This window comes from Streptomyces sp. 150FB (genome assembly GCF_000818195.1).
Taxonomy (GTDB): Bacteria; Actinomycetota; Actinomycetes; order Streptomycetales; family Streptomycetaceae; genus Streptomyces.
Genome location: NZ_JTHL01000001.1, coordinates 8,392,726 through 8,416,958 on the forward strand (window position 1 = coordinate 8,392,726; position 24,233 = coordinate 8,416,958).

Annotated in this window: 19 protein-coding genes; 9 read left to right on the plus strand and 10 right to left on the minus strand. The window is 70.7% G+C overall.

What is annotated here, in order from left to right; translation table 11 throughout:
• Nucleotides 1-62: 62 nt before the first annotated feature.
• Both QR77_RS35965 and QR77_RS35970 read left to right on the plus strand, forming a co-directional pair.
• Entirely contained in the window at nucleotides 63-1,277 is a 1,215-nt protein-coding gene (locus QR77_RS35965; protein ID WP_040026188.1) for an acetyl-CoA C-acetyltransferase, read from the plus strand.
• 61 nt (nucleotides 1,278-1,338) lie between these two features.
• The gene (locus QR77_RS35970; RefSeq protein ID WP_040026189.1) at nucleotides 1,339-3,513 is read left to right on the plus strand and encodes a 3-hydroxyacyl-CoA dehydrogenase NAD-binding domain-containing protein; all 2,175 of its coding nucleotides are present in this window, start codon (nucleotides 1,339-1,341) and stop codon (nucleotides 3,511-3,513) included.
• Between the two features lie 39 nt (nucleotides 3,514-3,552).
• Here the strand turns inward: QR77_RS35970 and QR77_RS35975 are convergent, their stop codons facing one another.
• The 3 genes from QR77_RS35975 to QR77_RS35985 form a co-directional block, all read right to left on the minus strand.
• A complete protein-coding gene (locus QR77_RS35975) occupies nucleotides 3,553-3,948 on the minus strand; it encodes a VOC family protein (RefSeq protein WP_040026190.1) in 396 nt (131 codons plus the stop codon).
• A 40-nt stretch (nucleotides 3,949-3,988) separates the two neighbouring features.
• On the minus strand, nucleotides 3,989-5,089 hold the full coding sequence (locus QR77_RS35980) for a LacI family DNA-binding transcriptional regulator (protein WP_040026191.1): 1,101 nt from the start codon (nucleotides 5,087-5,089) through the stop codon (nucleotides 3,989-3,991).
• 162 nt (nucleotides 5,090-5,251) lie between these two features.
• Nucleotides 5,252-6,751: a M1 family metallopeptidase gene (locus QR77_RS35985; RefSeq protein ID WP_040026192.1), complete on the minus strand. Its 1,500-nt coding sequence runs from the start codon at nucleotides 6,749-6,751 to the stop codon at nucleotides 5,252-5,254.
• Nucleotides 6,752-6,953: 202 nt separating this feature from the next.
• Here QR77_RS35985 and QR77_RS35990 point away from each other — a divergent pair, with 202 nt between their 5' ends.
• The 4 genes from QR77_RS35990 to QR77_RS36005 all read left to right on the plus strand — a co-directional run bounded on the left by QR77_RS35990 (nucleotide 6,954) and on the right by QR77_RS36005 (nucleotide 13,718).
• A complete protein-coding gene (locus QR77_RS35990; protein ID WP_040026193.1) occupies nucleotides 6,954-8,954 on the plus strand; it encodes a Xaa-Pro dipeptidyl-peptidase in 2,001 nt (666 codons plus the stop codon).
• Nucleotides 8,951-10,237 (plus strand): M14 family metallocarboxypeptidase, encoded by a 1,287-nt coding sequence (locus QR77_RS35995; protein WP_040026194.1) that lies wholly within the window; start codon nucleotides 8,951-8,953, stop codon nucleotides 10,235-10,237. The genes QR77_RS35990 and QR77_RS35995 overlap by 4 nt, the downstream gene beginning before the upstream one ends.
• Nucleotides 10,238-10,423: 186 nt before the next feature.
• Nucleotides 10,424-12,067 (plus strand): BCCT family transporter, encoded by a 1,644-nt coding sequence (locus QR77_RS36000; protein WP_236711207.1) that lies wholly within the window; start codon nucleotides 10,424-10,426, stop codon nucleotides 12,065-12,067.
• 13 nt (nucleotides 12,068-12,080) lie between these two features.
• The gene (locus tag QR77_RS36005) at nucleotides 12,081-13,718 is read left to right on the plus strand and encodes an ABC-F family ATP-binding cassette domain-containing protein (protein ID WP_040026195.1); all 1,638 of its coding nucleotides are present in this window, start codon (nucleotides 12,081-12,083) and stop codon (nucleotides 13,716-13,718) included.
• Between the two features lie 49 nt (nucleotides 13,719-13,767).
• On the opposite strand, the gene QR77_RS36010 is transcribed toward QR77_RS36005, so the two are convergent.
• The 3 genes from QR77_RS36010 to QR77_RS36020 form a co-directional block, all read right to left on the minus strand.
• The gene (locus tag QR77_RS36010; protein WP_052489309.1) at nucleotides 13,768-14,061 is read right to left on the minus strand and encodes a DUF4190 domain-containing protein; all 294 of its coding nucleotides are present in this window, start codon (nucleotides 14,059-14,061) and stop codon (nucleotides 13,768-13,770) included.
• Between the two features lie 156 nt (nucleotides 14,062-14,217).
• Nucleotides 14,218-16,677 (minus strand): Tex family protein, encoded by a 2,460-nt coding sequence (locus tag QR77_RS36015; protein WP_040026196.1) that lies wholly within the window; start codon nucleotides 16,675-16,677, stop codon nucleotides 14,218-14,220.
• Between the two features lie 118 nt (nucleotides 16,678-16,795).
• A complete protein-coding gene (locus QR77_RS36020) occupies nucleotides 16,796-17,659 on the minus strand; it encodes a hypothetical protein (protein WP_040026197.1) in 864 nt (287 codons plus the stop codon).
• A gap of 168 nt (nucleotides 17,660-17,827) precedes the next feature.
• On the opposite strand from QR77_RS36020, the gene QR77_RS36025 reads away from it, so the two are divergent.
• A complete protein-coding gene (locus QR77_RS36025) occupies nucleotides 17,828-18,793 on the plus strand; it encodes a GlxA family transcriptional regulator (RefSeq protein WP_040026198.1) in 966 nt (321 codons plus the stop codon).
• Nucleotides 18,794-18,868: 75 nt separating this feature from the next.
• Complete coding sequence (locus tag QR77_RS36030) at nucleotides 18,869-19,549, plus strand: DJ-1/PfpI family protein (protein WP_052489310.1); 681 nt, start codon at nucleotides 18,869-18,871, stop codon at nucleotides 19,547-19,549.
• Here QR77_RS36030 and QR77_RS36035 read toward each other — a convergent pair.
• Nucleotides 19,527-20,276, minus strand: a complete 750-nt coding sequence (locus QR77_RS36035) for an enoyl-CoA hydratase/isomerase family protein (RefSeq protein WP_040026199.1) — start codon at nucleotides 20,274-20,276, stop codon at nucleotides 19,527-19,529. The genes QR77_RS36030 and QR77_RS36035 overlap by 23 nt on opposite strands.
• A 291-nt stretch (nucleotides 20,277-20,567) precedes the next feature.
• Between QR77_RS36035 and QR77_RS36040 the strand changes: the two genes are divergently transcribed.
• Nucleotides 20,568-21,116 (plus strand): ATP-binding protein, encoded by a 549-nt coding sequence (locus QR77_RS36040; protein WP_040026201.1) that lies wholly within the window; start codon nucleotides 20,568-20,570, stop codon nucleotides 21,114-21,116.
• On the opposite strand, the gene idi is transcribed toward QR77_RS36040, so the two are convergent.
• The 3 genes from idi to galE form a co-directional block, all read right to left on the minus strand.
• Nucleotides 21,091-21,702 carry an isopentenyl-diphosphate Delta-isomerase gene (gene idi, locus QR77_RS36045; protein WP_040026203.1) on the minus strand — a complete coding sequence of 204 codons (612 nt, stop codon included), beginning with the start codon at nucleotides 21,700-21,702 and terminating at the stop codon, nucleotides 21,091-21,093. The genes QR77_RS36040 and idi overlap by 26 nt on opposite strands.
• Before the next feature lie 108 nt (nucleotides 21,703-21,810).
• Nucleotides 21,811-22,752, minus strand: a complete 942-nt coding sequence (locus tag QR77_RS36050; RefSeq protein ID WP_040026204.1) for a cation diffusion facilitator family transporter — start codon at nucleotides 22,750-22,752, stop codon at nucleotides 21,811-21,813.
• Between the two features lie 163 nt (nucleotides 22,753-22,915).
• Complete coding sequence (galE, locus tag QR77_RS36055; RefSeq protein WP_040026205.1) at nucleotides 22,916-23,899, minus strand: UDP-glucose 4-epimerase GalE; 984 nt, start codon at nucleotides 23,897-23,899, stop codon at nucleotides 22,916-22,918.
• Between the last annotated feature and the right edge of the window lie 334 nt (nucleotides 23,900-24,233).

Consider the following 24,233-nt stretch of genomic DNA (forward strand, 5'->3'; position numbering starts at 1 on the left):
GACCCACCCGACCGATCCATCCGACCGATCCATCCGACCGACCACGTCGAAAGGCACCTGTCGTGACCACCGAAGCGTATGTCTACGACGCGATCCGCACCCCGCGCGGGCGCGGCAAGCCCAACGGCGCCCTCCACGGCACCAAGCCGATCGACCTCGTCGTCGGCCTGATCCATGAGATGCGCGCCCGCTTCCCCGGACTCGACCCGGCGGCCATCGACGACATCGTGCTCGGCGTGGTCAGCCCGATCGGCGACCAGGGCTCCGACATCGCGAGGATCGCCGCCGTCGCCGCCGGACTGCCCGACACCGTCGCCGGAGTACAGGAGAACCGCTTCTGCGGCTCGGGTCTCGAAGCCGTCAACCTGGCGGCCGCCAAGGTCCGTTCCGGCTGGGAGGACCTGGTGCTCGCCGGCGGGGTCGAGTCGATGTCGCGGGTGGCGATGGGATCCGACGGCGGCGCCTGGGCCATGGACCCGATGACCAGCTTCGCGACCGGTTTCGCCCCACAGGGCATCGGTGCCGATCTGATCGCCACGATCGGGGGGTTCAGTAGGCGCGATGTTGACGAGTTCGCCGCCCTCTCCCAGGAACGCGCGGCGACCGCCTGGAAAGAGGGCCGCTTCAAGCGCTCGGTGGTGCCGGTCCTCGACCGCAACGGACTCACCGTCCTCGACCACGACGAGCACATGCGCCCCGGCACCACCGCCGACACGCTCGCCGCGCTGAAGCCGTCGTTCGCCGGGATCGGCGAGGCGGGCGGCTTCGACGCCGTGGCGCTCCAGAAGTACCACTGGGTCGAGAAGATCGACCACGTCCACCACGCGGGCAACTCCTCCGGCATCGTGGACGGCGCCGCCCTCGTCGCCATCGGCTCGAAGGAGATCGGCGAGCGGTACGGGCTGACGCCCCGCGCCCGGATCGTCTCGGCCGCCGTCTCCGGATCGGAGCCGACCATCATGCTGACCGGCCCGGCCCCGGCCACCCGTAAGGCCCTCGCCAAGGCCGGGCTCTCCATCGGCGACATCGACCTGGTGGAGATGAACGAGGCGTTCGCCGCCGTCGTCCTGCGCTTCGCCGCCGACATGGACCTCTCCCTGGACAAGGTCAACGTCAACGGCGGTGCGATCGCGCTCGGCCACCCGCTCGGGGCCACCGGCGCGATGCTGCTCGGCACCCTCGTCGACGAACTGGAGCGCCAGGACAAGCACTACGGCCTCGCCACGCTGTGCATCGGCGGCGGCATGGGCGTCGCCACCGTCATCGAGCGTCTCTGAACTCGTCACTTCCAACTCCCGGGAATCGCCGGTCAATCCCCCCTCAGTACGGAGCAGCAGCATGAGCGAGTCCACCACCATCCGCTGGGAGCAGGACGGGACCGGCGTCGTCACCCTCGTACTCGACGACCCGGACCAGTCGGCCAACACCATGAACGAGGCGTTCCACGCCTCCCTCGCCGCGACCGCCGATCGCGTGGAGGCCGAGGTCGACACCATCCGGGGCATCATCGTCACCTCGGCCAAGAAGACCTTCTTCGCGGGCGGCGACCTCAAAGAGATGATGCGGATGGGGCCGGGCGACGCCGAGCGGGTCTTCGACCGCACCATGGCGATGAAGCGCGCCCTGCGCCGTATCGAGACCCTCGGCAAGCCCGTGGTCGCCGCCATCAACGGCGCTGCCCTCGGCGGCGGTTACGAGATCGCCCTCGCCTGCCACCACCGCGTCGCCCTCGAAGCGCCCGGATCGAAGATCGGCCTGCCCGAGGTCACGCTGGGACTGCTCCCCGGCGGTGGCGGCGTCACCCGTACGGTACGGCTGATGGGCATCGCCGACGCCCTGCTCAAGGTGCTGCTGCAAGGCACCCAGTACACACCGAAGCGGGCACTCGACGCCGGTCTGATCCACGCGGTCGCCGCCACCACGGACGAGATGCTCGCCCTGGCCCGCGCCTACATCGACGACCACCCCGAGTCGTGGCAGCCCTGGGACGTCAAGGGCTACCGGATCCCGGGCGGTACGCCCTCCACCCCGCGCTTCGCGGCGAACCTGCCCGCCTTCCCCGCGACCCTGCGCAAGCAGATCGCCGGCGCGCCCTACCCCGCCCCGCGCAACATCCTCGCCGCGGCCGTGGAGGGCTCCCAGGTCGACTTCGAGACCGCGATGGCCGTCGAGGCGCGCTACTTCACCGAACTGGTCACAGGACAGACCGCGAAGAACATGATCCAGGCGCTGTTCTTCGACCTCCAGGCCGTCAACTCCGGCCTCAGCAGGCCGGCCGGCATCGCGAAGCGCGAGGTCAGGAAGGTCGCGGTGCTCGGCGCCGGAATGATGGGCGCGGGAATCGCGTACTCCTGCGCACGCGCCGGACTCGACGTCGTACTCAAGGACGTCTCGCGCGAGGCCGCCGACAAGGGCAAGGAGTACGCGCGGAAGGTGCTCGACAAGGCGGTCTCGCGCGGCCGTTCGACCGGTGCCGAGCGCGACGAGGTGCTCGCCCGTATCACCCCGACGGACGTCCCGGCGGACCTCGCCGGCTGCGACGCCGTGATCGAGGCGGTCTTTGAGAACACCGCGCTCAAGCACACGGTGTTCCAGGAGATCCAGGACATCGTGGAGCCCGACGCGCTGCTCTGCTCCAACACCTCGACCCTGCCCATCACGGCCCTCGCCGAAGGCGTCGCACGGCCCGCCGACTTCATCGGGCTGCACTTCTTCTCGCCCGTCGACAGGATGCCGCTCGTCGAGATCATCAAGGGGGAACGGACGGGCGACGAGGCCCTGGCGCGCGCCTTCGACCTGGTCCGGCGGATCAGGAAGACCCCGATCGTCGTCAACGACTCACGTGGCTTCTTCACCTCGCGTGTCATCGGCCGGTTCATCACCGAGGGCGTCGCCATGGTCGGCGAGGGCATCGAGCCCGCCTCCGTCGAACAGGCCGCGGCGCAGGCCGGCTACCCCGCCAAGGTCCTCTCCCTGATGGACGAACTGACGCTGACCCTGCCGCGCAAGATCCGCGACGAGGCCAGGCGCGCCGCCGAGGACGCCGGCGAGGCGTGGGCGGGACACCCCTCCGACACGGTCATCGACCGGATGGTGGACGAGTTCGGCCGCCCGGGACGCAGCGGGGGAGCGGGCTTCTACGAGTACGGCAAGGACGGCGCCAGGACGCGCCTGTGGCCGGGCCTGCGCGAGCACTTCACCACGGCGGACGCGGACGTCCCGTTCACCGACATGGTGGAGCGCATGCTCTTCTCCGAGTCGCTGGACACCGTCCGCTGCCTGGAGGAGAACGTCCTCACCTCGGTCGCCGACGCCAACATCGGCTCCATCATGGGCATCGGCTTCCCGGCCTGGACGGGCGGTGTGCTCCAGTACATCAACGGCTACGAGGGCGGCCTGCCCGGCTTCGTGGCGCGCGCCCGCGAACTGACGGAGCGGTACGGCGAGCGGTTCGAACCGCCGGCGCTGCTGGTGGAGAAGGCGGCGAAGGGCGAGACGTTCAGCGACGCGTAACGGGCGGGCTCCCGGGGAGCGACCGGCTGTGGCGTGCCCTCACGGCAGGTCGCTCCCGGGGTTCTCCGGGTACCAGCGCAGCTCGACGGTATTGCCGTCCGGGTCCTGGACGTAGACCGACAGGGCGGTGCCGCGTGCGCCGAAGCGCTTGACCGGGCCGTCCAGCACGGTGAACACGCCCGAGTCGATGACCTCCTGCCAGTCCAGCGGATCGACGACGAGGCAGATGTGGTCCACGTTCGACTCGCCGCGCGGGCCGCTGTTCAGGTCGATGATCGTGGACGGGCTCACTCGCGCCGACGGGAACGGGACCTGACCGGCCCGCCACTCGTCCACGCGGACCGGGGCCAGGCCCAGCGTTCCGCAGTAGAAAGCGAGCGCGCGCTCGACGTCGCTCACATTGAGCACGACATGATCGAAATCCTTGACCCGCATGGGCGAGGCCTTTCAGACGGTGTTGTTCCGGGCGGCGGGCTCAGGCCGAGGCGCGCCGTACCAGGGTGGTCGGCATGATGACCGATCCCTGATCCGGTGCGTTTCCGCCGTCCCGGGCGTCCCGGTGACTGTGGTTGTCGTGGCCGTCGGGGGCGGCGTCGTCCCCGCCGTCGTCCCTGCCGAGGCGCCGCAGCAGTAGCCGCGCCATCAGCCGGCCCTGGCCCTCCACATCCTGCTGGACGGTGGTCAGGGGAGGCTCGGTGGTCTCGGCGACCGAGTCCATGTTGTCGAAGCCGACCAGTGCCACATCGCCGGGCACCGTGCGGCCCCGCTCCTTGAGGACGCGCAGCGCGCCCGACGCCATCAGGTCGTTCGCCGCGAAGACGGCGTCGAGATCCGGACATCGGTCCAGCAGCTCCGCCATCGCCAGCGCGCCGCTCTCCGCCGTGAAAGCGCCCTGGGCGACCAGCGCCGGATCCCCGCCGGCCAGCACGTCCCGGTAGCCGTCGAGCCGGTCCGTCGCCGACGTCTGGTCGGGCGGACCCGCGATATGCGCGATCCGGCGCCTGCCGAGGTCACGCAGATGCCGTACGGCTGCCCGCGCGCCGCCCCGGTTGTCGGCGTCCACGTACGGCACCGCCTGGTCGTCGGGGGCCACGGTCCACAGGGGCCGCCCGCCGTAGACCGTGGGTACGCCGGTCCTGCGGGCGATCGCCGGCACCGGGTCGTCGGTGTGCAGCGAGAAGGCGAGCGCGCCGTCGACATGGCCGCCCGCCAGATAGCGCGCGATCCGGTCGTAGTCGCCGCCCTCGACCAGCAGCAGTACCAACTGGGTGTCGTGCGCGGTCAGTTCCTTGCTGATGCCCCGGATCTGCAGCGAGAAGAAAGGATCGGAGAATATCCGGTCCTCGGGCTCCGCGATGATCACGGCGACGGCGCCGGTTCTGCGGGTGACCAGGGTGCGGGCCGCGTGGTTCGGTACGTAACCCAGCTCCTCCACCGCCCGCCGCACCTTCTCGACGAGCGACTCCCGGACGCCCGTGCTGCCGTTGACGACCCGGGAGACCGTGGCGCGCGAGACACCCGCGTACGCCGCGACGGCTTCCAGGGTGGGGCGGTCCCCAGGGAACGGATCGGGCAAGGCATGCGCTCCTCGTCGGCGGGCGGGTCGGCTACAGCGTAATCCTGTCACGGACCCCAGAGAGCGCTTCCATGGCTTTCACCAGCGACAGCGGCGTGCCGCGCCGGCCCCGGGGGGCGGACGCGGCACGGTGGGCGGTGTCGGGCGTTCAGTGGCGGGCGCTCAGTGGCGGGCGCCGCCCCGCATCGCGTGCGAGGCCGCGATCTCCTTCCACGAGGCGGGCTGGGCGGGCGCCGCCGCCGACCGGGCGATGCCCGCTCCCGCGGCCGCCGGGGAGGCGGGCTTCGACGGCTGGTAGAGCCAGGTGTCGAAGAAGTCGGCGAGCGGCTCGCCGGAGATCCGCTCCGCGTAGCTGACGAAGTCGCTCACCGAGGCGTTGCCGTACGCGTGCTCGGTGGGCCAGCCCTTGAGGATCGCGAAGAAGTCCTCGTCGCCGATCTTGTTGCGCAGCGCCTGGATCGCCACGGCGCCCCGGTCGTAGACGGCCGCGTCGAACTGGTTGTCGGGGCCGGGATCGGCGGGCTTCACCGTCCAGAACGGGTCGTCCGCCGGGTGCGACGCGTACACGTAGTCGGCCAGTTGCTGCGCCGTGCCCTCGCCCTCCTTCTCAGACCAGAGCCACTCGGCGTAGGAGGCGAAGCCCTCGTTGAGCCAGATGTCCTTCCAGCCGTGGACGGAGACGTCGTCGCCGTACCACTGGTGTGCCAGCTCATGGACGACCACGGAGACGTTCGCGCCGTTCTTGAACCCGGACGGGCTGTAGTAGGGCCGGGTCTGCGTCTCCAGCGCGAAGCCGCTCGTCACATCGGGTACGTAACCGCCGGCCGAGCTGAACGGGTACGGGCCGAAGACGCCGCTCAGGAACTCGACGGCCTCGCCGGTGCGCTCGACGCTCGCCCGGGCGGCGCCCGCGTTGGCGCCCAGGTTCTTGCTGTACGCGTTGATGATCGGCAGTCCGTCGGCGGTGGTGTCGGTCGTGATGTCGAACTTGCCGATGGCCAGGGTCGTCAGATACGTCGCCTGCGGCTTGTCCGAGCGCCAGTTGAACCTGGTCCTGCCCAGCTCGGAGGTCTGCGACTGGAGCACACCGTTGCTGATGACCTGGGTGCCGTCGGGCACCGAGACCGAGATGTCGTACGTCGCCTTGTCCAGCGGGTGGTCGTTGGACGGGTACCACCAGACCGCCTGGTCCGGCTCCTGGGCGCCGACGCCGCCGTCCGGGGTGCGGTGCCAGGCCGTATAACCGTTTATCTCCAGCTCCGACGGCTTGCCCGCGTAACGCACCACCACCGTCGCGGCCTGGCCCTTCGTCAGCGGCGCGGCGGGGGTGATCTCCAGCTCCTGGGTGCCCGAGGTGGCGAACGCCGCCTTCTTCCCGTTCACCCGGACCTCGCTGACCTTCAGACCGAAGTCGAGGTCGAAGCGGGAGAGGTCCTGAGTGGCGGTGGCGATGAGCGTCGCCGTGCCCTGGAGCAGGTCGGTGGACGGCTCGTAGTTCAGCCTCAGGTCGTAGTGGGACACGTCGTACCCGCCGTTGCCACTGACCGGGTAGTAGGGGTCGCCGATACCGGGCGCGCCCGGGGTGAAGTCGGCGGCCGAGGCCGGGACCGCCAGCAGAAGGGAAGCCGCGAGGACACCCGGAACGATGATTCTGCGGTGCACTGATGCTCCAAATCGTGGGGGAGTGGGGGATCGGAAGATCTCTGCGACTCTATTGAGCCCTGGCCTGCATAGTCATGTCCATGGCGCCCTGTGTCACACGATTGCCACGCGGCGGATACGCGGGTGTGCCTCCGGCCTCTTCGCCCCCGGCGCCCCGACTGCCCTCTGTCGCACAGGAGTTGACCGGGGTACCTTCCGCCACATGGAGATCCGTGCGCAAGGAGCCCGCCGGTCGTTCAGAGCGCTGGTCGCGATCGCCGCGGTCACACTGCTGGGGATGCTGCTGACCCCGACAGGGGCCCAGGGAGCACAGCTCACCTCGGGCGCGCCACCCTCCCGCGTGAGCGAACCCGTCTACTCCTACGAAGGGGCGATCCGCGAGTCCGTCTGGGTGGACACCGGACTCGACGGCGACGCCGACGGCAAGAAGGACCGCGTCGCCGTCGACATCGTACGGCCGCGTGAACCCGCCCAGCAGCACCGGAAAATACCGGTGATCATGGACGCCAGTCCGTACTACTCCTGCTGCGGCCGGGGCAACGAGAACCAGCTCAAGACCTACGACGCGCAGGGGAACCCGGTCGGTTTCCCGCTCCACTACGACAACTACTTCGTGCCGCGCGGCTACGCCTTCGTCGCCGTGGACCTCGCCGGCACCAACCGCTCGGACGGGTGCGTCGATGTCGGCGGCCCCTCCGACATCGGGTCGGCCAAAGCCGTCATCGACTGGCTGAACGGCCGCGCCACGGCCTACTCCAGCCGTACCGGCACGGCCAGGGCACGGGCCGACTGGACCAACGGCGCCACCGGCATGATCGGCAAGAGCTACGACGGCACCATCGCCAACGGCGTCGCCGCCACCGGGGTCAAGGGCCTGCGGACCATCGTGCCGATCAGCGCCATAAGCTCCTGGTACGACTACTTCTTCGCCCAGGGCGCGCCGCTCTACGACTCGGGACCCGACTGGCTCGCCGGTTACGTCGAGAGCCCCGAGGCGGCGGACCGCTGCCAGGCCGTCCAGCGGAGCCTGGTCGAAGGCGCGCCCCGCACCGGCGATCTGACGAAGCTGTGGACCGACCGGGACTACGTACGGAACGCGGACAAGGTCACGGCCAGTGTCTTCGCCGTCCAGGGCATGCAGGACCTCAACGTCCGCACCAAGCACTTCGGCCAGTGGTGGGACGCGCTGGCCGGCGCGGGCGTCGAGCGGAAGGTGTGGCTCTCCCAGACCGGACACGTCGACCCCTTCGACTACCGGCGCGGCGCCTGGGTCGACACCCTGCACCGCTGGTTCGACCACACACTCCTCGGCTACGACAACGGTATCGACCGCGAACCCATGGCGGACATAGAACGTGCCCCCGACCAGTGGTCGACCGACCGGGAATGGCCGCCGCGCACCACGGCCACCACCACACTGCGCCCCGGTACGGGAGCCACGGCGGGCGTCGGCACACTGACCCGTACCCAGGCGAAGCCCGGTGCGGCCGAGACCTTCACCGACGACCCGGGGCTCGACGAGGACGACTGGGCTGCGTCCGTCGACTCGTCCACCCCGGCCAAGGCCGGATTCACCACCCGGCCGCTCAGCCACGACCTGCGGCTGTCCGGTTCCTCGACGGTGACGGTCACCGCCACCCCCTCGACCACAACCGCCCACCTCTCCGCCGTCCTTGTCGACCTCGGACCCGCCACCATCCGGAACTACTCCGCGTCCGGCGAAGGCATCACCACCCTGACGAACCGCACCTGCTGGGGACCGAGCACCGCCGGCGACAGCTCCTGCTACAAGGAGACACAGGCGGCGACGGCGGACGTCGGCCACACCGTCTTCAGCCGTGGCTGGGCCGACCTCGGCACCGCCACCTCACCCGGCCACGGACAGCCGCTCACCCCTGGGGAGCCGTACACGATCACACTGGCTCTCGCGGCCAGTGACCATGTCGTCCCCGCCGGACACCGCCTGGCCCTGATCGTCGCCGGCACGGACCGGGGCCTCATCGACCCGCCGTCCACCACCCCCACCCTCACCGTCGACCTGGCCCGAACGGCCGCACGGCTCCCGCTCGTCGGCGGGGCCGGCGCGTTCACGCGCGCGACCACCGGTACGGTCCCGGCGTACAGCGCACCCCCCGAGTCCCGTCCGAGGGGCGTGGCGTCCCAGCCGCGCCCGACGCATCCGATACCGGGAGACCGCCGATGACACACCGATTCCGTACCGCCGTCCTGGCAGCGGCAGCCGTCGCCCTTGCCGCACCGCTGCTCACCGTGCCGGCCGAGGCCGCGAGCGCCGCGCAGCCGCCCCGCACCGAGTTCGAGACCACCCACGGAGCCCGGTGGACCGGACTCGACGAGGAACAGGACTTCCTGAAAGCCGTCGACCGGGGCGGTGACCGGGTCTCGCTCAGCACCATCGCCACCACCAAGCAGGGCCGTCCGATGAGACTCCTGCGGATCGGCGCCGAACACGCCGCCACCACCGTGCTGCTCGTATGCAGCCAGCACGGCAACGAACCGTCGGGGCGCGAGGCGTGTCTGACCGAGGCGCGCGACCTCGCCTACGCCAAGGACCCGGCGACCCGCCGCTACCTCGACCGTACGACGGTCCTGGTCATACCGAACGCGAACCCCGACGGGCACGCCGCCGACACCCGGGGCAACTCCGACGGCGTCGACATCAACCGGGACCACATCGCGCTCAAGACCGCCGAGGGCCGCGCGATGGCGGCGGTCATGCGCGACCGGCAGCCCGACGTGATCTACGACCTGCACGAGTACGGCGCCACCCCGCTCTACTACGACAAGGACCTCTTCGACCTCTGGCCGCGCAACCTCAACACGGACCAGCGCGTCCACGACGAGTCCGAGACGCTGTCCGAGCAGTACGTACGGCCGGCCGCCCGCGACGCCGGTTTCAGCATCGGCACGTACGGCATCTGGACCGACCCCGAGACCGGCGACCCGATCAAACAGACGGCGGGCGACGGCCAGGAGCGCATCCTGCGCAACGCCGCAGGTGTCAAACACTCCCTCGGCCTGCTCATCGAGAGCCGCGTCGACCCGATGACCGACGCCGAGAAGGCCGACGAATCCCTCAACAACCGGCGCCGGGTGACCAGCCAACTCGACTCCCTGCAAGGGCTGTTCTCCTTCACCGACGCACACAGGGCCAAGATCGTCACCGCCACGGCGGCCGCCAGGCTGGCCGGCCTGCGGGACAGCGGACCCGTCTATGTCGGCGGCGGGGACAACGAGCCCGCGACCCCCGAGCAGACCATCCAGAACCCGCCCTGCGGATACCGGCTCGACGCCGCCCAGTTCGCCGACGTGAAGGACGAACTCGCACTGCACGGTGTGCACGCCCTGCCGCTCGGCAAGGGAGCCTTCGTGCCGCTGCGGCAGTCACAGCGGGCACTGGTCACACTGCTGCTCGACGAGCGGGCGCAGTACCACCTGACGGCCGGACAGCCGGTGACCGCCTGTTGATCCCCGGGGGCACGGCTCACCTGTGGTAGGGCGTAACAGAGCGCCGGATCCGGCTCTGTGAAACCCCGAAAGGTGTCGCTCGTGCCGCTGGACGAACAGAAGCCCGGAGACGGGAGATCTGGAGACGGGGGAGGGCCGCCGGTCACGGAGGCCTTCCCCGGTCAGCCCGAAGGCGGCGGCCACCCGGTGACCGACCGGGTGGTGTTCGGTGTGACAGCCGTCCTCACACTCGCCTTCGTGCTCTGGGGCTCCCTCGCCACCGACTCGCTGGAGGACGTGTCGAGCGACGCGCTGGCCGGCCTGATCCACACCGCGGGCTGGGCCTTCGTGCTGGCGGCGACCGGCTTCGTCATCTTCGCGCTGTGGCTGGCCGTCAGCCGCTACGGGCGGATCACACTCGGCCGCGAGGGCGAGAAACCCGAGTTCCGTACGGTGTCCTGGGTCGCGATGATGTTCAGCGCCGGCATGGGCATCGGGCTGATGTTCTACGGGGTGAACGAACCGCTCACCCACTTCACCGTCCCCCCGCCCGGCACCCACCCCGTATCCAGGGCCGAGGCCCTGGAGCACGCGATGGCCACCACACTCTTCCACTGGACCCTGCACCCCTGGGCCATCTACGCCGTGGTCGGTCTCGCCATCGCGTACAGCACCTTCAGGCGCGGGCGGCGCCAGACGGTCAGCGCGGTGTTCGTCCCGCTCATCGGCAGGAAGCACGCGTACGGGACCCCTGGCCGGATCATCGACATCCTGGCGATCTTCGCCACGCTCTTCGGCTCCGCGGCCTCGCTGGGTCTCGGCGCCCTCCAGATCGGCAGCGGATTCGAGGAGCTCGGCTGGCTGGACGACGTGAGCACCGGCCTCCTCGTCACCGTCATCGCCGTCCTGACCGTGGCCTTCGTCGCCTCGGCCATCTCCGGGGTCGAGAAGGGCATCCAGTGGCTGTCCAACATCAACATGGTGCTGGCAGGGCTGCTCCTGGTCTTCGTCTTCGTCGTGGGCCCGACCGTCTTCGTACTCGACCTGGTGCCCACCTCGATCGCGTCCTACGTCGGTGACCTGGCCCAGCTCGCCGGGCGGACCGACGCAACGGGCGGCAAGGACGTCGCCGACTGGCTGAGTAGCTGGACCGTCTTCTACTGGGCCTGGTGGATCTCCTGGACCCCCTTCGTGGGCATGTTCATCGCACGCATCAGCCGCGGCCGCACCATCCGGCAGTTCATCGGCGGAGTCATCGTCGTGCCGAGCACGGTCAGTCTGATCTGGTTCGCCGTCTTCGGCGGCACAGCCATCAGACTGCAGGAGGAGAAAGGCCAGTTGGCCGACGAGGCCACCTCGGAGGGCCAGCTCTTCGCGCTGCTCCAGCAGTATCCGCTGGCGACGGTGACCAGCATCCTGGTCATGGTCCTCGTCGGGATCTTCTTCGTCTCGGGCGCCGACGCCGCGTCCATCGTCATGGGCACGCTCTCCCAGAGGGGCGCCTTCGACCCCAGCAAGTACGTGGTCACCTTCTGGGGTGTGGTCACGGGCGCCGTCGGAGCGGTGATGCTGCTCGTCGGCGGCGGCGGCAACGACGCGCTGGAAGGCCTCCAGAACCTGACGATCCTGGTGGCAGCCCCGTTCGCCGTGGTCATGATCGGCCTCTGCGTGGCCCTCGTACGTGACCTGCGCGGCGACCCGGTGATCGTACGGGGCGAGCTCGGCGCCGAGGCCGTGGAGTCGGCCGTGATCGCCGGCCACGAGCGGTACGACGGCGACTTCGAACTGCGCATCGGCCCCACCGACGAGGGCACCCCACGCGAGGAAAGCGGCGTTCCCCGCGGACACTAGAATCGCTGTCCTGATGACTGCCACTCTCGTAGCCAAGGATCTCGCCGCAGGACACGGCGACCGCTCGCTCTTCACCGGGCTCGACCTGGTGGTCGCCCCCGGCGATGTGATCGGTCTCGTCGGAGCCAACGGCGCGGGCAAGTCGACCCTGCTGCGGCTCCTCGCGGGCCTCGACACCCCTGAGAACGGGGAGCTGCGGCTCTCACCGCCCGGCGCCGCCGTGGGGCATCTGCCGCAGGAGCCCGAGCGGCGCGCGGGGGAGACCGTACGGGACTTCCTCGGCCGGCGCACCGGGGTCACCGCGGCGCAGGCCACCCTGGACGAGGCCACCCAGGCGCTGGTCGACGGTGCCCCCGGCGCCGACGACGCCTACGCCGCGGGGCTGGAGAGCTGGCTCGCGCTCGGCGGCGCCGACCTCGACGAGCGGGCCGAGGAGGTCGCCGCCTCACTCGGCCTGACCGTGGACCTCGACCAGCCGATGACCACACTCTCCGGAGGCCAGGCCGCCCGCGCCGGCCTCGCGTCGCTGCTTCTCTCGCGCTACGACATCTTCCTGCTGGACGAGCCGACCAACGACCTCGACCTCGAAGGACTTGAGCGGCTCGAAGCGTTCGTGAGCGGGCTGCGCGCCGGTACGGTCGTGGTCAGCCACGACCGCGAGTTCCTCGTCCGCACCGTCACCAAGGTGCTCGAACTCGACCTGGCCCAGCAGCAGATCACCCTCTTCGGCGGCGGCTACGAGGCGTACCTCGAAGAGCGCGAGACGGCCCGCCGCCACGCCCGCGAGGAGTTCGAGGAGTTCGCCGACAAGAAGTCGTCGCTCGAAGCGCGGGGCCAGATGCAGCGCGCCTGGATGGACAAGGGCGTCAAGAACGCCCGCCGCAAGGCGACGGACAACGACAAGATCGGCCGCAAGCTCCGCACCGAGTCCACCGAGAAGCAGGCGGCCAAGGCGCGCCAGACACAGCGCATGATCGAACGCCTCGACGTGGTCGAAGAGCCGCGCAAGGAGTGGGAACTGCGGATGGAGATCGCCTCGGCCGAGCGCTCGGGCGCCGTCGTGGCGACCCTGCGCGAGGCCGAGGTACGCCGGGGCACGTTCACGTTCGGCCCGGTGTCGCTCCAGATCGACCGGGGGGACCGGGTGGCGATCACCGGTGAGAACGGCGCCGGCAAGTCCACACTCCTCGCCGCGCTGCTGGGCCGCCTGCCCCTGGACGAGGGGCACAGCACACTGGGCTCCGCCGTGGTGGTGGGCGAGGTCGACCAGGCTCGCGGGCTGTTCGGCGGCCAGGACGCCCTGCTGGACGCGTTCCGCCCGGCCGTCCCCGACCTGGAACCCGCCGAAATCCGCACCCTGCTCGCCAAGTTCGGTCTGAAGGCCGGGCATCTCACCCGCCCGGCCGCGTCGTTGTCACCGGGCGAGCGCACCAGGGCGGGGCTCGCGCTGCTCCAGGGGAAGGGCGTCAACCTGCTGGTGCTCGACGAGCCGACCAACCACCTCGACCTGCCCGCCATCGAGCAGTTGGAGTCCGCACTCGACTCGTACGACGGCACGCTTCTGCTGGTGACACACGACCGGCGGATGCTGGACGTGGTCCGTACGACACGCCGCCTCGACGTCAAGTCCGGGCGTGTGGTGGAGCGTTGACGCCGAGGGGTGTGCGCCCCTTTCGTACGTACGCACACCCCGCCACGGGTCAGGCCGCTGCCGCGATGATGGCGATGAAGGCCACGGCGAGCACGATGCCCACGATGCCGAGGACCATGCCGGAGGTCGCCGCGCCCCGGTTGGTGGCCTCGCCGCGTGCGGCCTTCTTCCGGCCGACGACGCCGAGCACGATGCCGACGATGCCGAGGGGCAGCGCGGCGACCCAGTACCACGACATCACCACTGCGATGATGCCGAGGACCAGCGCGGCGGTGCCCGTGCCGTTGCTCACCTGGCCGTGCGCGCCGGTATCGGCCTTGCCGGTGTTGTAGGTGTCAGTCATCAGATCCTCGTTTCCGCGTAGGTGATATCCCGGTTACCCCGGGACATCACCTCCACGCAGAGCGTCGCCGAGAGTGTTCGTCGATCGCCGGACACCACTGACGCCGCTGACACCACTGACGCCGCTGACACCGCCGACACCGCGCCCCGGATCACCTCATCCGCGCCTGCGGCCCCCGCCGCCACCGGACTTGGGGTCGACCAGACCCGCCCGGCGCAGCGCGTCCGCCATCGCGCTGTTCCCGGGAGCAGGCGCCTTCGACGCCCCGCCGCCCGAGCCCGAACCAGCGCCCGCGCCCGACTGACGACGCGCGCCGCCGCCACCGGAGTTGCCGCCTGAGCCACGCTGCCTGGGCGGTCGCGACCCGCCCTCACGGCCCCCACCGGACGAACCGGCCCCGGCCGCACCCGCGCCCGAACTCGCGCCCTGCTCCTCGTCGTCCAGCCGCAGTGTCAGCGAGATCCGCTTGCGCGGGATGTCGACCTCCCGCACCTTCACCTTGACCACATCGCCCGGCTTCACCACGTCCCGCGGGTCCTTGACGAACGTCCTGGACATCGCCGAGACATGGACAAGACCGTCCTGGTGGACACCGATGTCGACGAACGCCCCGAAAGCGGCGACATTCGTCACCACCCCCTCCAGCACCATCCCGGGCGCCAGGTCGCCGAGCTTCTCGACACCGTCCTTGAACGTCGCCGTCTTGAAGGCCGGACGGGGGTCCCGGCCCGGCTTCTCCAGCTCACGCAGGATGTCGGTGACGGTCGGCAGGCCGAAGGAGTCGTTCACGAACTCCGCCGGCTTCAGCGAGCGCAGCACCTGGCTGTTCCCCATCAGGGACGCCACATCCGTCCCCGTGGTCTTCACCATCGACCGCACCAGCGGGTACGCCTCGGGGTGCACACTGGACGCGTCCAGCGGGTCGTCACCGTCGCGCACCCGCAGGAAGCCCGCACACTGCTCGTACGCCTTCGGGCCGAGCCGCGCCACCTCCTTGAGCGCCTTGCGCGAGCGGAACGGGCCGTTGGCGTCGCGGTGGGAGACGATGTTCTCGGCGAGGCCCGCCCCGATGCCGGACACCCGTGAAAGCAGCGGCGCCGAAGCGGTGTTGACGTCCACACCCACACCGTTCACACAGTCCTCGACCACCGCGTCCAGCGACCGCGACAGCTTCACCTCGGACAGGTCGTGCTGGTACTGGCCGACACCGATCGACTTCGGGTCGATCTTCACCAGTTCGGCCAGCGGGTCCTGGAGCCTGCGCGCGATCGAGACCGCGCCACGGATGGAGACATCCAGATCGGGCAGCTCCTGCGAGGCGAAGGCCGAAGCGGAGTACACGGAAGCGCCCGCCTCCGAGACCATCACCTTGGTGAGCTTCAACTCCGGGTGCTTCGCGCAGAGTTCGGCGGCGAGCTTGTCGGTCTCGCGGGACGCGGTGCCGTTGCCGATGGCGATCAGGTCGACCGAGTGCTCCTTGGAGAGCCGCGCGAGCTTCGCCAGCGACTCGTCCCACTTGTTCGCCGGGACATGCGGGTAGATGGTGTCGATGGCGACGACCTTGCCGGTCGCGTCGACGACGGCGACCTTCACTCCCGTACGGAACCCGGGGTCGAGCCCCAGCGTCGCGCGGGTCCCGGCGGGCGCGGCCAGCAGCAGGTCACGCAGGTTCGAGGCGAACACCCGAACGGCCTCGTCCTCGGCGGCCGTCCGCAGCCGCAGCCGCAGATCGATCCCGAGGTGCACCAGAATCCTGGTCCGCCACGCCCAACGGACCGTGTCCGCAAGCCACTTGTCACCGGGGCGGCCCCGGTCGTTCACCTCGAAGCGCCGCGCGACCATGTTCTCGTACAGCGTGGGGCCCGGCTTCCCGGACGGCTCGTCCGACGGCTCCTCGGGCTCCAGGACCAGGTCGAGGACCTCCTCCTTCTCACCCCGGAACATGGCGAGCACACGGTGCGAGGGCAGCGCCGTGAAGGGCTCGGCGAAGTCGAAGTAGTCGGCGAACTTCGCGCCCGGCTCCTCCTTGCCCGTGCGCACCTTCGCGGTGAGCCGCCCGCGCGTCCACATCCGCTCACGCAGCTCCCCGATGAGGTCGGCGTCCTCGGAGAACCGCTCGGTGAGGATGGCGCGCGCGCCGTCCAGCGCGGCCGCCGCGTCGGCGACGCCCTTGTCCGCGTCGACGTACGCCCCGGCGGCGGCGAGCGGGTCCACCGAGGGATCACCGAGCAGGCCGTCGGCGAGCGGCGCGAGACCCGCCTCGCGGGCGATCTGCGCCTTCGTCCGCCGCTTGGGCTTGAAGGGCAGATAGATGTCTTCGAGGCGCGCCTTGGTGTCGGCGGCCCTGATCTGCGCCTCCAGGGCCTCGTCGAGCTTGCCCTGCTCGCGCACCGACTCCAGGATCGCGGTCCGCCGCTCCTCCAGTTCCCGCAGGTAGCGCAGCCGCTCCTCCAGGGTGCGCAACTGCGTGTCGTCGAGCATCTCGGTCGCTTCCTTGCGGTAGCGAGCGATGAACGGCACGGTCGATCCGCCGTCGAGCAGCTCGACGGCCGCCCTCACCTGCCGCTCGCGTACGCCGAGTTCGCCGGCGATCCTGTCTTCGATGGACGTCGTCACTGTCACGCTCCGCTTTCCTGTCCGTTCGGCGGTCTGCATTGTCGCAGGTGGCGGCGAGACGGACGGGCGGGACGGGGAGTGTTTCGCGCCGTAGCGGCGCCGGCCCGCCCGGGCGGACTCAGCTCTTGCTGATGAGACCGGTGGGAAACGCCCCGGCCTCCCGCGCGGCCAGCGAGAAGGCGCCGCCCAGCTCGGTGAGCCGGGCCGTACCGGCCGCTCCGAGGTGCTCGTACGGTCCGAGGTCGAGCCGGTCGGTCTCGTCCTCGACCTCCTGCCGCAGCAGCCTGCCCTCATCGGTCAGCTCACCGCCGGCGTCCAGCAGCCCGCGGGCGCGCAGCCGGTCCTCGGCGGCGGCCCACTCCTCCGGCGTCCAGCCCCGGCTCGCCATGACCCACTTCGGGGCCATGCCCTTGCCGGTCGCCGTGTGGGTGACCAGCGCCTCCAGCGCGTCGAGCCCGTGGTGCGCCAGGGCGGTCAGGTGGCCGTCGCCGCGGTGCTCACGCAGCACGGTGGCGGCGTGCCAGTACGCGAGGTGCGGCTCGTCCGGCACGGGAAGGTCGGCGTTGCCCGCGTAGAGCGGACGGGCCGGGCGCGAGCAGCCCTCGGTGGCCCGCAGCGCCAGCTCCGTGGCCTCCGCCAGCTCCTTCGAGGCGAGGACGTCCTCGCCCAGCAGCCGCAGCAGCATCGAGTCCACCACGCGAAGCCGGGCGGCGAGCGCGTCCTCGGGCGTGATGACGTCCCACATGCGGGGGATGTGGCGGGCGACCGTGGCGTACGCGAAGTTGTAGAAGGTGGCGGTGACCGTGCCGGCCCCGACCCGGCCCATCGGCGCCGCACGGGCGGCGAAGTAGGCGGCGCCCTTGTCGTCGAGACCGAGGTCCTTGAACTCCTGCCCCAGTTCGGGGGCGAAGTAGAAGGCGGAGTGGACCGGGCTGACGGCGGCGTAGCAGTGGCGTCCTGCGCGTGGGGGGAGAGTGACCATGTGCGCCTACGTTACTCGCAGGTAGCAGGAGGCCGAAACCCGCCGTCCGGCATCGGCCGGACGGGGGCGCGGGCGGCGGGCGCCGACGGCTTCCGCGTACCCCCATGGCAGGAAAGGAGGGGAATTCGTCATTGCGGTCATCGGTGCGGGCGGCGAAGCATGGGGGCCATGACAGAGCGATCCGTGCTGGTCGTCCTCTTCGACGGCCTCCAGAGTCTTGATCTGACGGGGCCCCTGGAGGTCTTCGCCGGCGCGGCCCGGCAGGCCGGTGACCCTGACGCCTACCGCATCCGTACGGCCTCGCTCGACGGCGGCCCCGTACGGACCTCCAGCGGCCTCACCCTTGTCCCCGACGGCGCGCTCGGCGACGCGGCCACTCCGCACACCCTGGTCGTGCCCGGCGGGCGGGGTACCCGCACGCCCGACCCCGGGCTGATCGACTGGCTGCGCGAGCACGGCCCGGACGCGGGGAGGCTGGTCTCCGTCTGTACGGGAGCGCTGCTGCTCGCCGGCGCCGGACTGCTCGACGGGCGCCGGGCGACGACCCACTGGTCGGTCTGCGACCACCTCGCCCGTACCTATCCGGCCGTCGACGTCGATCCCGATCCGATCTTCGTACGGGACGGCAGGGTCTCCACCTCCGCCGGTGTCACCTCAGGCATCGACCTCGCCCTCGTGCTCGTCGAGGAGGACCTCGGCCGGGACGTGGCGCTCGCCGTCGCCCGCCATCTCGTGGTCTTCCTGCGCCGCCCGGGCAACCAGGCGCAGTTCAGCGTCCAGCTCGCAGCCCAGACCGCGCTCCGCGACCCGCTGCGCGAGGTGCAGAGCTGGATCAGCGAACACCCCGGCGAGGATCTCTCGGTCGAGTCGCTGGCGGGACGCGCCAGGCTCTCGCCGCGCCACTTCGCCCGCGCCTTCCACGCGGAGACCGGCGTGACGCCGGGGCGGTACGTGGAGCGCGTACGGATCGAGCACGCCAGGCGGCTGCTGGAGGACAGCGCCGACGGTGTCGAGGAGATCTCGCGCGCCTGCGGATACGGCACCCCGGAGGCGATGCGCCGGGCCTTCGTCAAGGCGCTGGGCACGGCCCCGGCGGAGTACCGGCGCCGGTTCCGCCCGCAGCACGCAGGCTGACGCACCCCCCACAGCCGCACACCCCGGACCCGCACACCCCGCACTCGCTCCCACGAACAAGAAACGGGCTCACCCATGCAGATCGCGATCGTGCTCTTCGACGACTTCACCGCGCTCGACGCCGTCGGTCCGTACCAGATGCTCAGTCCCACGCCGGGCGCTTCGACCGTCTTCGTCGCCGAGCGCCCCGGGCCCGTCACCGACGACAGGCGCAGCCTCACCCTCGTCGCCGAGAAGTCCTTCAGCGAGGTCACCTCGCCCGACATCGTGGTGGTGCCGGGCGGCCCGGGCCAGTTGGCGCAGATGGAGAACGAGACGCTGCTCGGCTGGCTGCGCGCCGTCGACGCCACCACCACCTGGACGACCTCCGTCTGCACCGGGTCGCTGCTGCTGGCCGCCGCCGGTCTGCTGACGGGCCGCCGGGCCACCTCGCACTGGCTGGCGCTCGAATGGCTCGGGCGGTTCGGCGTGGAGCCGACCGGCGAGCGGGTCGTCACCGACGGGAAGTACGTGACCGCCGCCGGCGTCTCCTCCGGCATCGACATGGGGCTGACGCTGATCGGCCGGGTCGCCGGCGACCGTACCGCGCAGGCCGTCCAGCTCCTGACGGAGTACGACCCGGAGCCGCCCTACGACGCCGGATCACCGGAGAAGGCGCCGGCGGACCTCGTGCGGGAGATGCGCGCGAGCAGCCGCTTCAACCCGGACACCCAGGTCGCGCCGCTCGCTCCGGTCACTTCGGCACCGTCCAACTGAACCGGGGCTCCCTGCGCCCCAGGAAGGCGGCGACCCCCTCGGCGGTGTCGCCGCTGCGGCGGGCCTCCTCGTCCCAGTACTCCGCCCGGTGGTCCCGGCCGGACACGAACTCCTTGGCCGCCGCCTGGGTGAGACCTGAACGGGACGTCAGCACCCGGGCGAATCCGGCCACCCGTCGGCCCAACTCCCCGGCGGGCAGCACCTCGTCGACGAGCCCGGTCCGCAGTGCCCGCTCGGCCGGGATCAACTCGGCGGAGTACAAAAGGTACTTGACGGCCGAAGGGCCCATCAGTTCGACGAGCCGGCGGGTGGACGACGCCGGATACACGATCCCGAGCCGGGCCGGCGTCACCCCGAACAGCGTGCCCTCCTCGGCGAACCGCAGATCGCAGGCGGCGGCCAACTGGCAGCCACCGCCCACGCAGTAGCCGCGTACGGCGGCGATCGTCGGCTTCGGGAAGGCCGCCAGCGCCTCCTCCGCCTCCACGGCGAGCGACCGCGCGTCCTCGCCGGGCTCCAGCAGCGACGAGATGTCGGCGCCCGCGCAGAAGGTGGCGCCCTCGCCGGTCAGCACCAGCACCCGTACGCCGGGATCGCGCGCCAGCGTCCCGAGCAGCGGCGGCAGCTCCCGCCACATCCGCGCCGTCATGGCGTTCCGCTTGGCGGGGTGGTGGATGACGACGGTGGCGACGCCGTCGGCGACCGTGTGCGGCAGGTGCGGCTCCATGGCCCGGATGCTATCCGGGGACGGCCCGGCAGGACGGGGGCCGGGGGGAGGCGAACGCAGCGGATCCGGAGGAGATCAGCTTCGAGAGCCTTCTGAAAGCGACAAGCGGGTGTCAGAAGCGATCGTCCGTGTGACTTCTGTGCGCATTCACGGTCGCATTCCACCAATTGGAGCTGACTTCTGTTCAGTGGGCCGATACGGGCCGAATCGTTCCCACACTCGGTAGTCGACAAGACGGGACAGGACGCCGGAGCGGACAGCCGGCCGAGCCGATGGTGGGGTACCGCACTTATGGAGAGCGGGAGAGTTCCGGCCCGGCCGCTGTCGTACGAGGGGGTCTGGCGGTTCACCACTCCCGCCGTCGACGTCTCCGTACCGGCGGCCAGGCACGCCGTACGCGATCTGCTGAGACGTCAGGCCGTACCGGCCGGCGCGGATCTGCTCCAGAGCCTGCTGCTGATCGTCTCCGAACTGGTCACCAACGCCGTGAAACACGCCGCCGTGCTTTCGCCCGAGGTCGCGGTCGAGGTCGCCGTCACCACCGGATGGGTACGGGTGTCGGTCGAGGACAGCCATCCGGGCCGGCCGAAGGTGCTGGAGGCGGAAGTGCTGGAGGCGGACGTGGGAGAGGCGGGCGTCCTGGCGGCCGACCGGGCGCGGCCCGGCGGGCGCGGGCTGCTGCTCGTACGGGAGATCACCCGCGAGGCGGGCGGCGCCTTCGACGTCGAGCACACCGCCGGGGGCGGGAAGATCGTCTGGGCGGCGCTGCCGCTCACGCCCCCGCTCGGTGGTCCCGCAGCCGCAGCGGGGGGTGTCACCAGCCCCCGGAGGACCCCGTGAGCTCCCTGATCGCCGGGCGCGCCGAGTCCAGTACGGTCATGAACCACTGGGAGAAGGCCGCCTCGCCGTGCCGTGCGGCCAGCTCGGCCGGGGTGACGAAGGCGGTCTCGCCGACCTCCTCGGGGTCCGGCCGCAGCGAGGTCTGGGCCAGGCCGACGAAGAGATGGTTGAACTCCTGCTCGACCAGGCCCGAGTCGGGGTCCGGGTGGTTGTAGCGCACCGTGCCCGCCTCGGCGAGCAGCGTGGGCGAGACCCCCAGCTCCTCATGGGTGCGCCGGGCCGCCGCCGCGAACGGCGCCTCGCCCGGGTACGGGTGTCCGCAGCAGGTGTTCGACCAGACACCGGGGGAGTGGTACTTGCCGAGGGCACGGCGCTGGATGAGCATGCGGCCCCGCTCGTCGAAGAGGAAGACGGAGAACGCCCGGTGAAGCTGTCCCGGAGCCTGATGGGCCGCCAGCTTCTCGGCGGTACCGATGGTCCGGCCGCTCTCGTCCACCAGCTCAAGCATGATCACTTCTTGTGCGCCGTTCGACTCTTGTACGCCGTTCGACGAGCTGCTCGCCGCAGTGACTGGTGTGGTCGGCATAACCATCCTTCGCTTCGGGCCTCGGCTCCCAAGTCTGCCGCACAAGAGCCCCGTGTCCGCACTCCGGGGGCGTCCGCATGTCCGTTCCCCCCGCGTCCGGGCCGCAGGTCAGTGGCAGAGCTTCGCCTCGTGCTCCGCATGGCCTCTCGGCTCCAACTGGAAGGTGCAGTGTTCGACGTCGAAATGGTGGCCGAGACACCCTTGCAGATCATGGAGCATCTTTTCGTGGCCCACCGTATCCAGTGCCTCCTGGTCCACCACCACGTGGGCGGAGAGTACGGGCATCCCCGAGGTGATCGTCCAGGCGTGCAGGTCGTGTACGTCGGCCACGCCGGGCAGCGCGAGCATATGGGCCCGCACCTCGGCCATGTCGACGCCCTTGGGCGCGGCCTCCAGCAGGACCTCCAGCGTCTCGCGCAGCAGCTTCACCGTACGCGGGACGATCATGAGCCCGATCACCAGGGACGCGATGGGGTCGGCCGTCTGCCACCCCGTGGCCAGGATGATCCCCGCCGAGATCAGCACCGTGACCGAGCCGAGCGTGTCGGCGAGCACCTCCAGATACGCCCCGCGCACATTGAGGCTCTCCTTCTGCCCCCGCATCAGCAGGGACAGCGAGATCAGGTTGGCCACCATGCCGACGACCGCGAAGGTGATCACCAGGCCGCCCTTGGTCTCCGGCGGCGTGATGAAGCGCTCGACGGCCTCGTACACCAGATAGCCGCCGACCCCGAGCAGCAGCACACAGTTCGCAAGCGCTGCCAGGATCTCGGCCCGCGCGAGGCCGAAGGTGCGGTTCTCGTCGGCGGGTTTGGCGGCGAAGTGGATCGCCAGCAGGCCCATCCCGAGGCCGACGGCGTCGGTGGCCATGTGGGCGGCGTCGGCCACCAGGGCGAGCGAGTCCGAGGCGACACCGCCGACGACTTCCACGACCGTCACGGCCAGCGTGATCATCAGCGCGATGCGCAGCCGGCCCCTGTAGGCGGCGGTCGTCGTACCTGGCGGCGGCGGTCCTCCGTGACTGTGGCCGTGGTCGTGCCCTGCCCCCATGGGGACGCCTCCCGGTCGCGTCGAGACAACTCCGGACGTGGTCAGTGAACTACGGGCGGGGGGTATCGGGCAACACGGGGCTGAACACCGTTGTCATCTCCTCTGACCTGCGGAAATGGCCGCAGGTCAGAGCCCGGGACTCAGCCTCAGGAGGGTGGGCGGATCATCCGACCGGAGCCACCGGATGGTGCGACTGCCAGCCCTCCCACGCCGACTCGACCATCTCCCGTACGCCGCGCTCCGCCCGCCACCCCAGCTCCCGGGTGGTCAGTGCGACCGAGGCGACGGCCCGCGCCGCGTCGCCGGGGCGGCGCGCCTCGACCAGCGGGGGAGCGCCGTGACCGGTGACCTCGGCGACCACGTCGGCCAACTCGCGCACCGACACCCCCTCCCCGCGCCCGATGTTCACGGTCAGGTCGGTGCCGCCCGGCCGGCCGGTCAGCCACCGGGCGGCGGCCAGGTGCGCGTCGGCGAGGTCCGCGACATGGATGTAGTCGCGGATACCGGTGCCGTCAGGGGTCGGATAGTCGGCGCCGAAGATCCGCGGCGCCTCGCCCCGGGTGATCCGGTCGAAGAACATCGGAATGATGTTGAACACCCCGGTGTCGGCGAGCAGCGGTTCGGCGGCCCCCGCCACGTTGAAGTAGCGCAGACAGCCCGTGGCCAGCGAGTGCGCGGCGCCGGTGGCCCGCACGAGCCACTCGCCGGCGAGCTTCGTCTCGCCGTACGGATTTATCGGGACGGCCGGCGTCTCCTCCGTGATCAGCTCGGCGTCGGGCATCCCGTACACGGCGGCCGACGAGGAGAAGAGGAAGCGCGGCACCCCGGCGGCGACCACCGCTTCGAGCAGCACCGTCAGGCCGGACAGGTTCTCCCGGTAATACATGAGCGGCCGCTCGACGGACTCCCCGACCTGCTTCTTCGCCGCGAGATGGACGACCCCGCTCACCGCGTGCTCGCTGAGCGTACGGTCGACGGTCGCCCGGTCCAGGACCGAGCCCCGCACCAGCGGGACCCCCTCGGGCAGCCGCTCGGGAACACCGGACGACAGATCGTCGAGGACGACCACCCGCTCCCCGGCCGCGGTCATCGCCCGCGCCACATGTGCCCCGATATAACCCGCTCCGCCTGTGATCAGCCACGTCATGGCGTCACTGTAATTCCTCGGCTTAAGGGGTCCGGGACCTCGGGGTACGCGGTTTGTGAGGCGGCGCCCGATCGACAATGATGATCTCCACGCCTGCTCCCCCACTCCCAGAGCGGGACGTCCGGAGCGTAAACAGCCGGTGAACTCAACCTTCCCGTCATCCGATAGCCTCTGCCGACGTGCCGCCGCCCGGATGTTCGGGTCCTTCGCCGCGCACCCCGCCCTGTCAGTGCCAAGGAGTGAGTTCGCCTGTCGACCGCCATCCTCACAGGCCCCCCGGTACCCGGATCGTCGCTCGAAGACGATCTGCGGTCGCTGGGATTTGACGTCACCG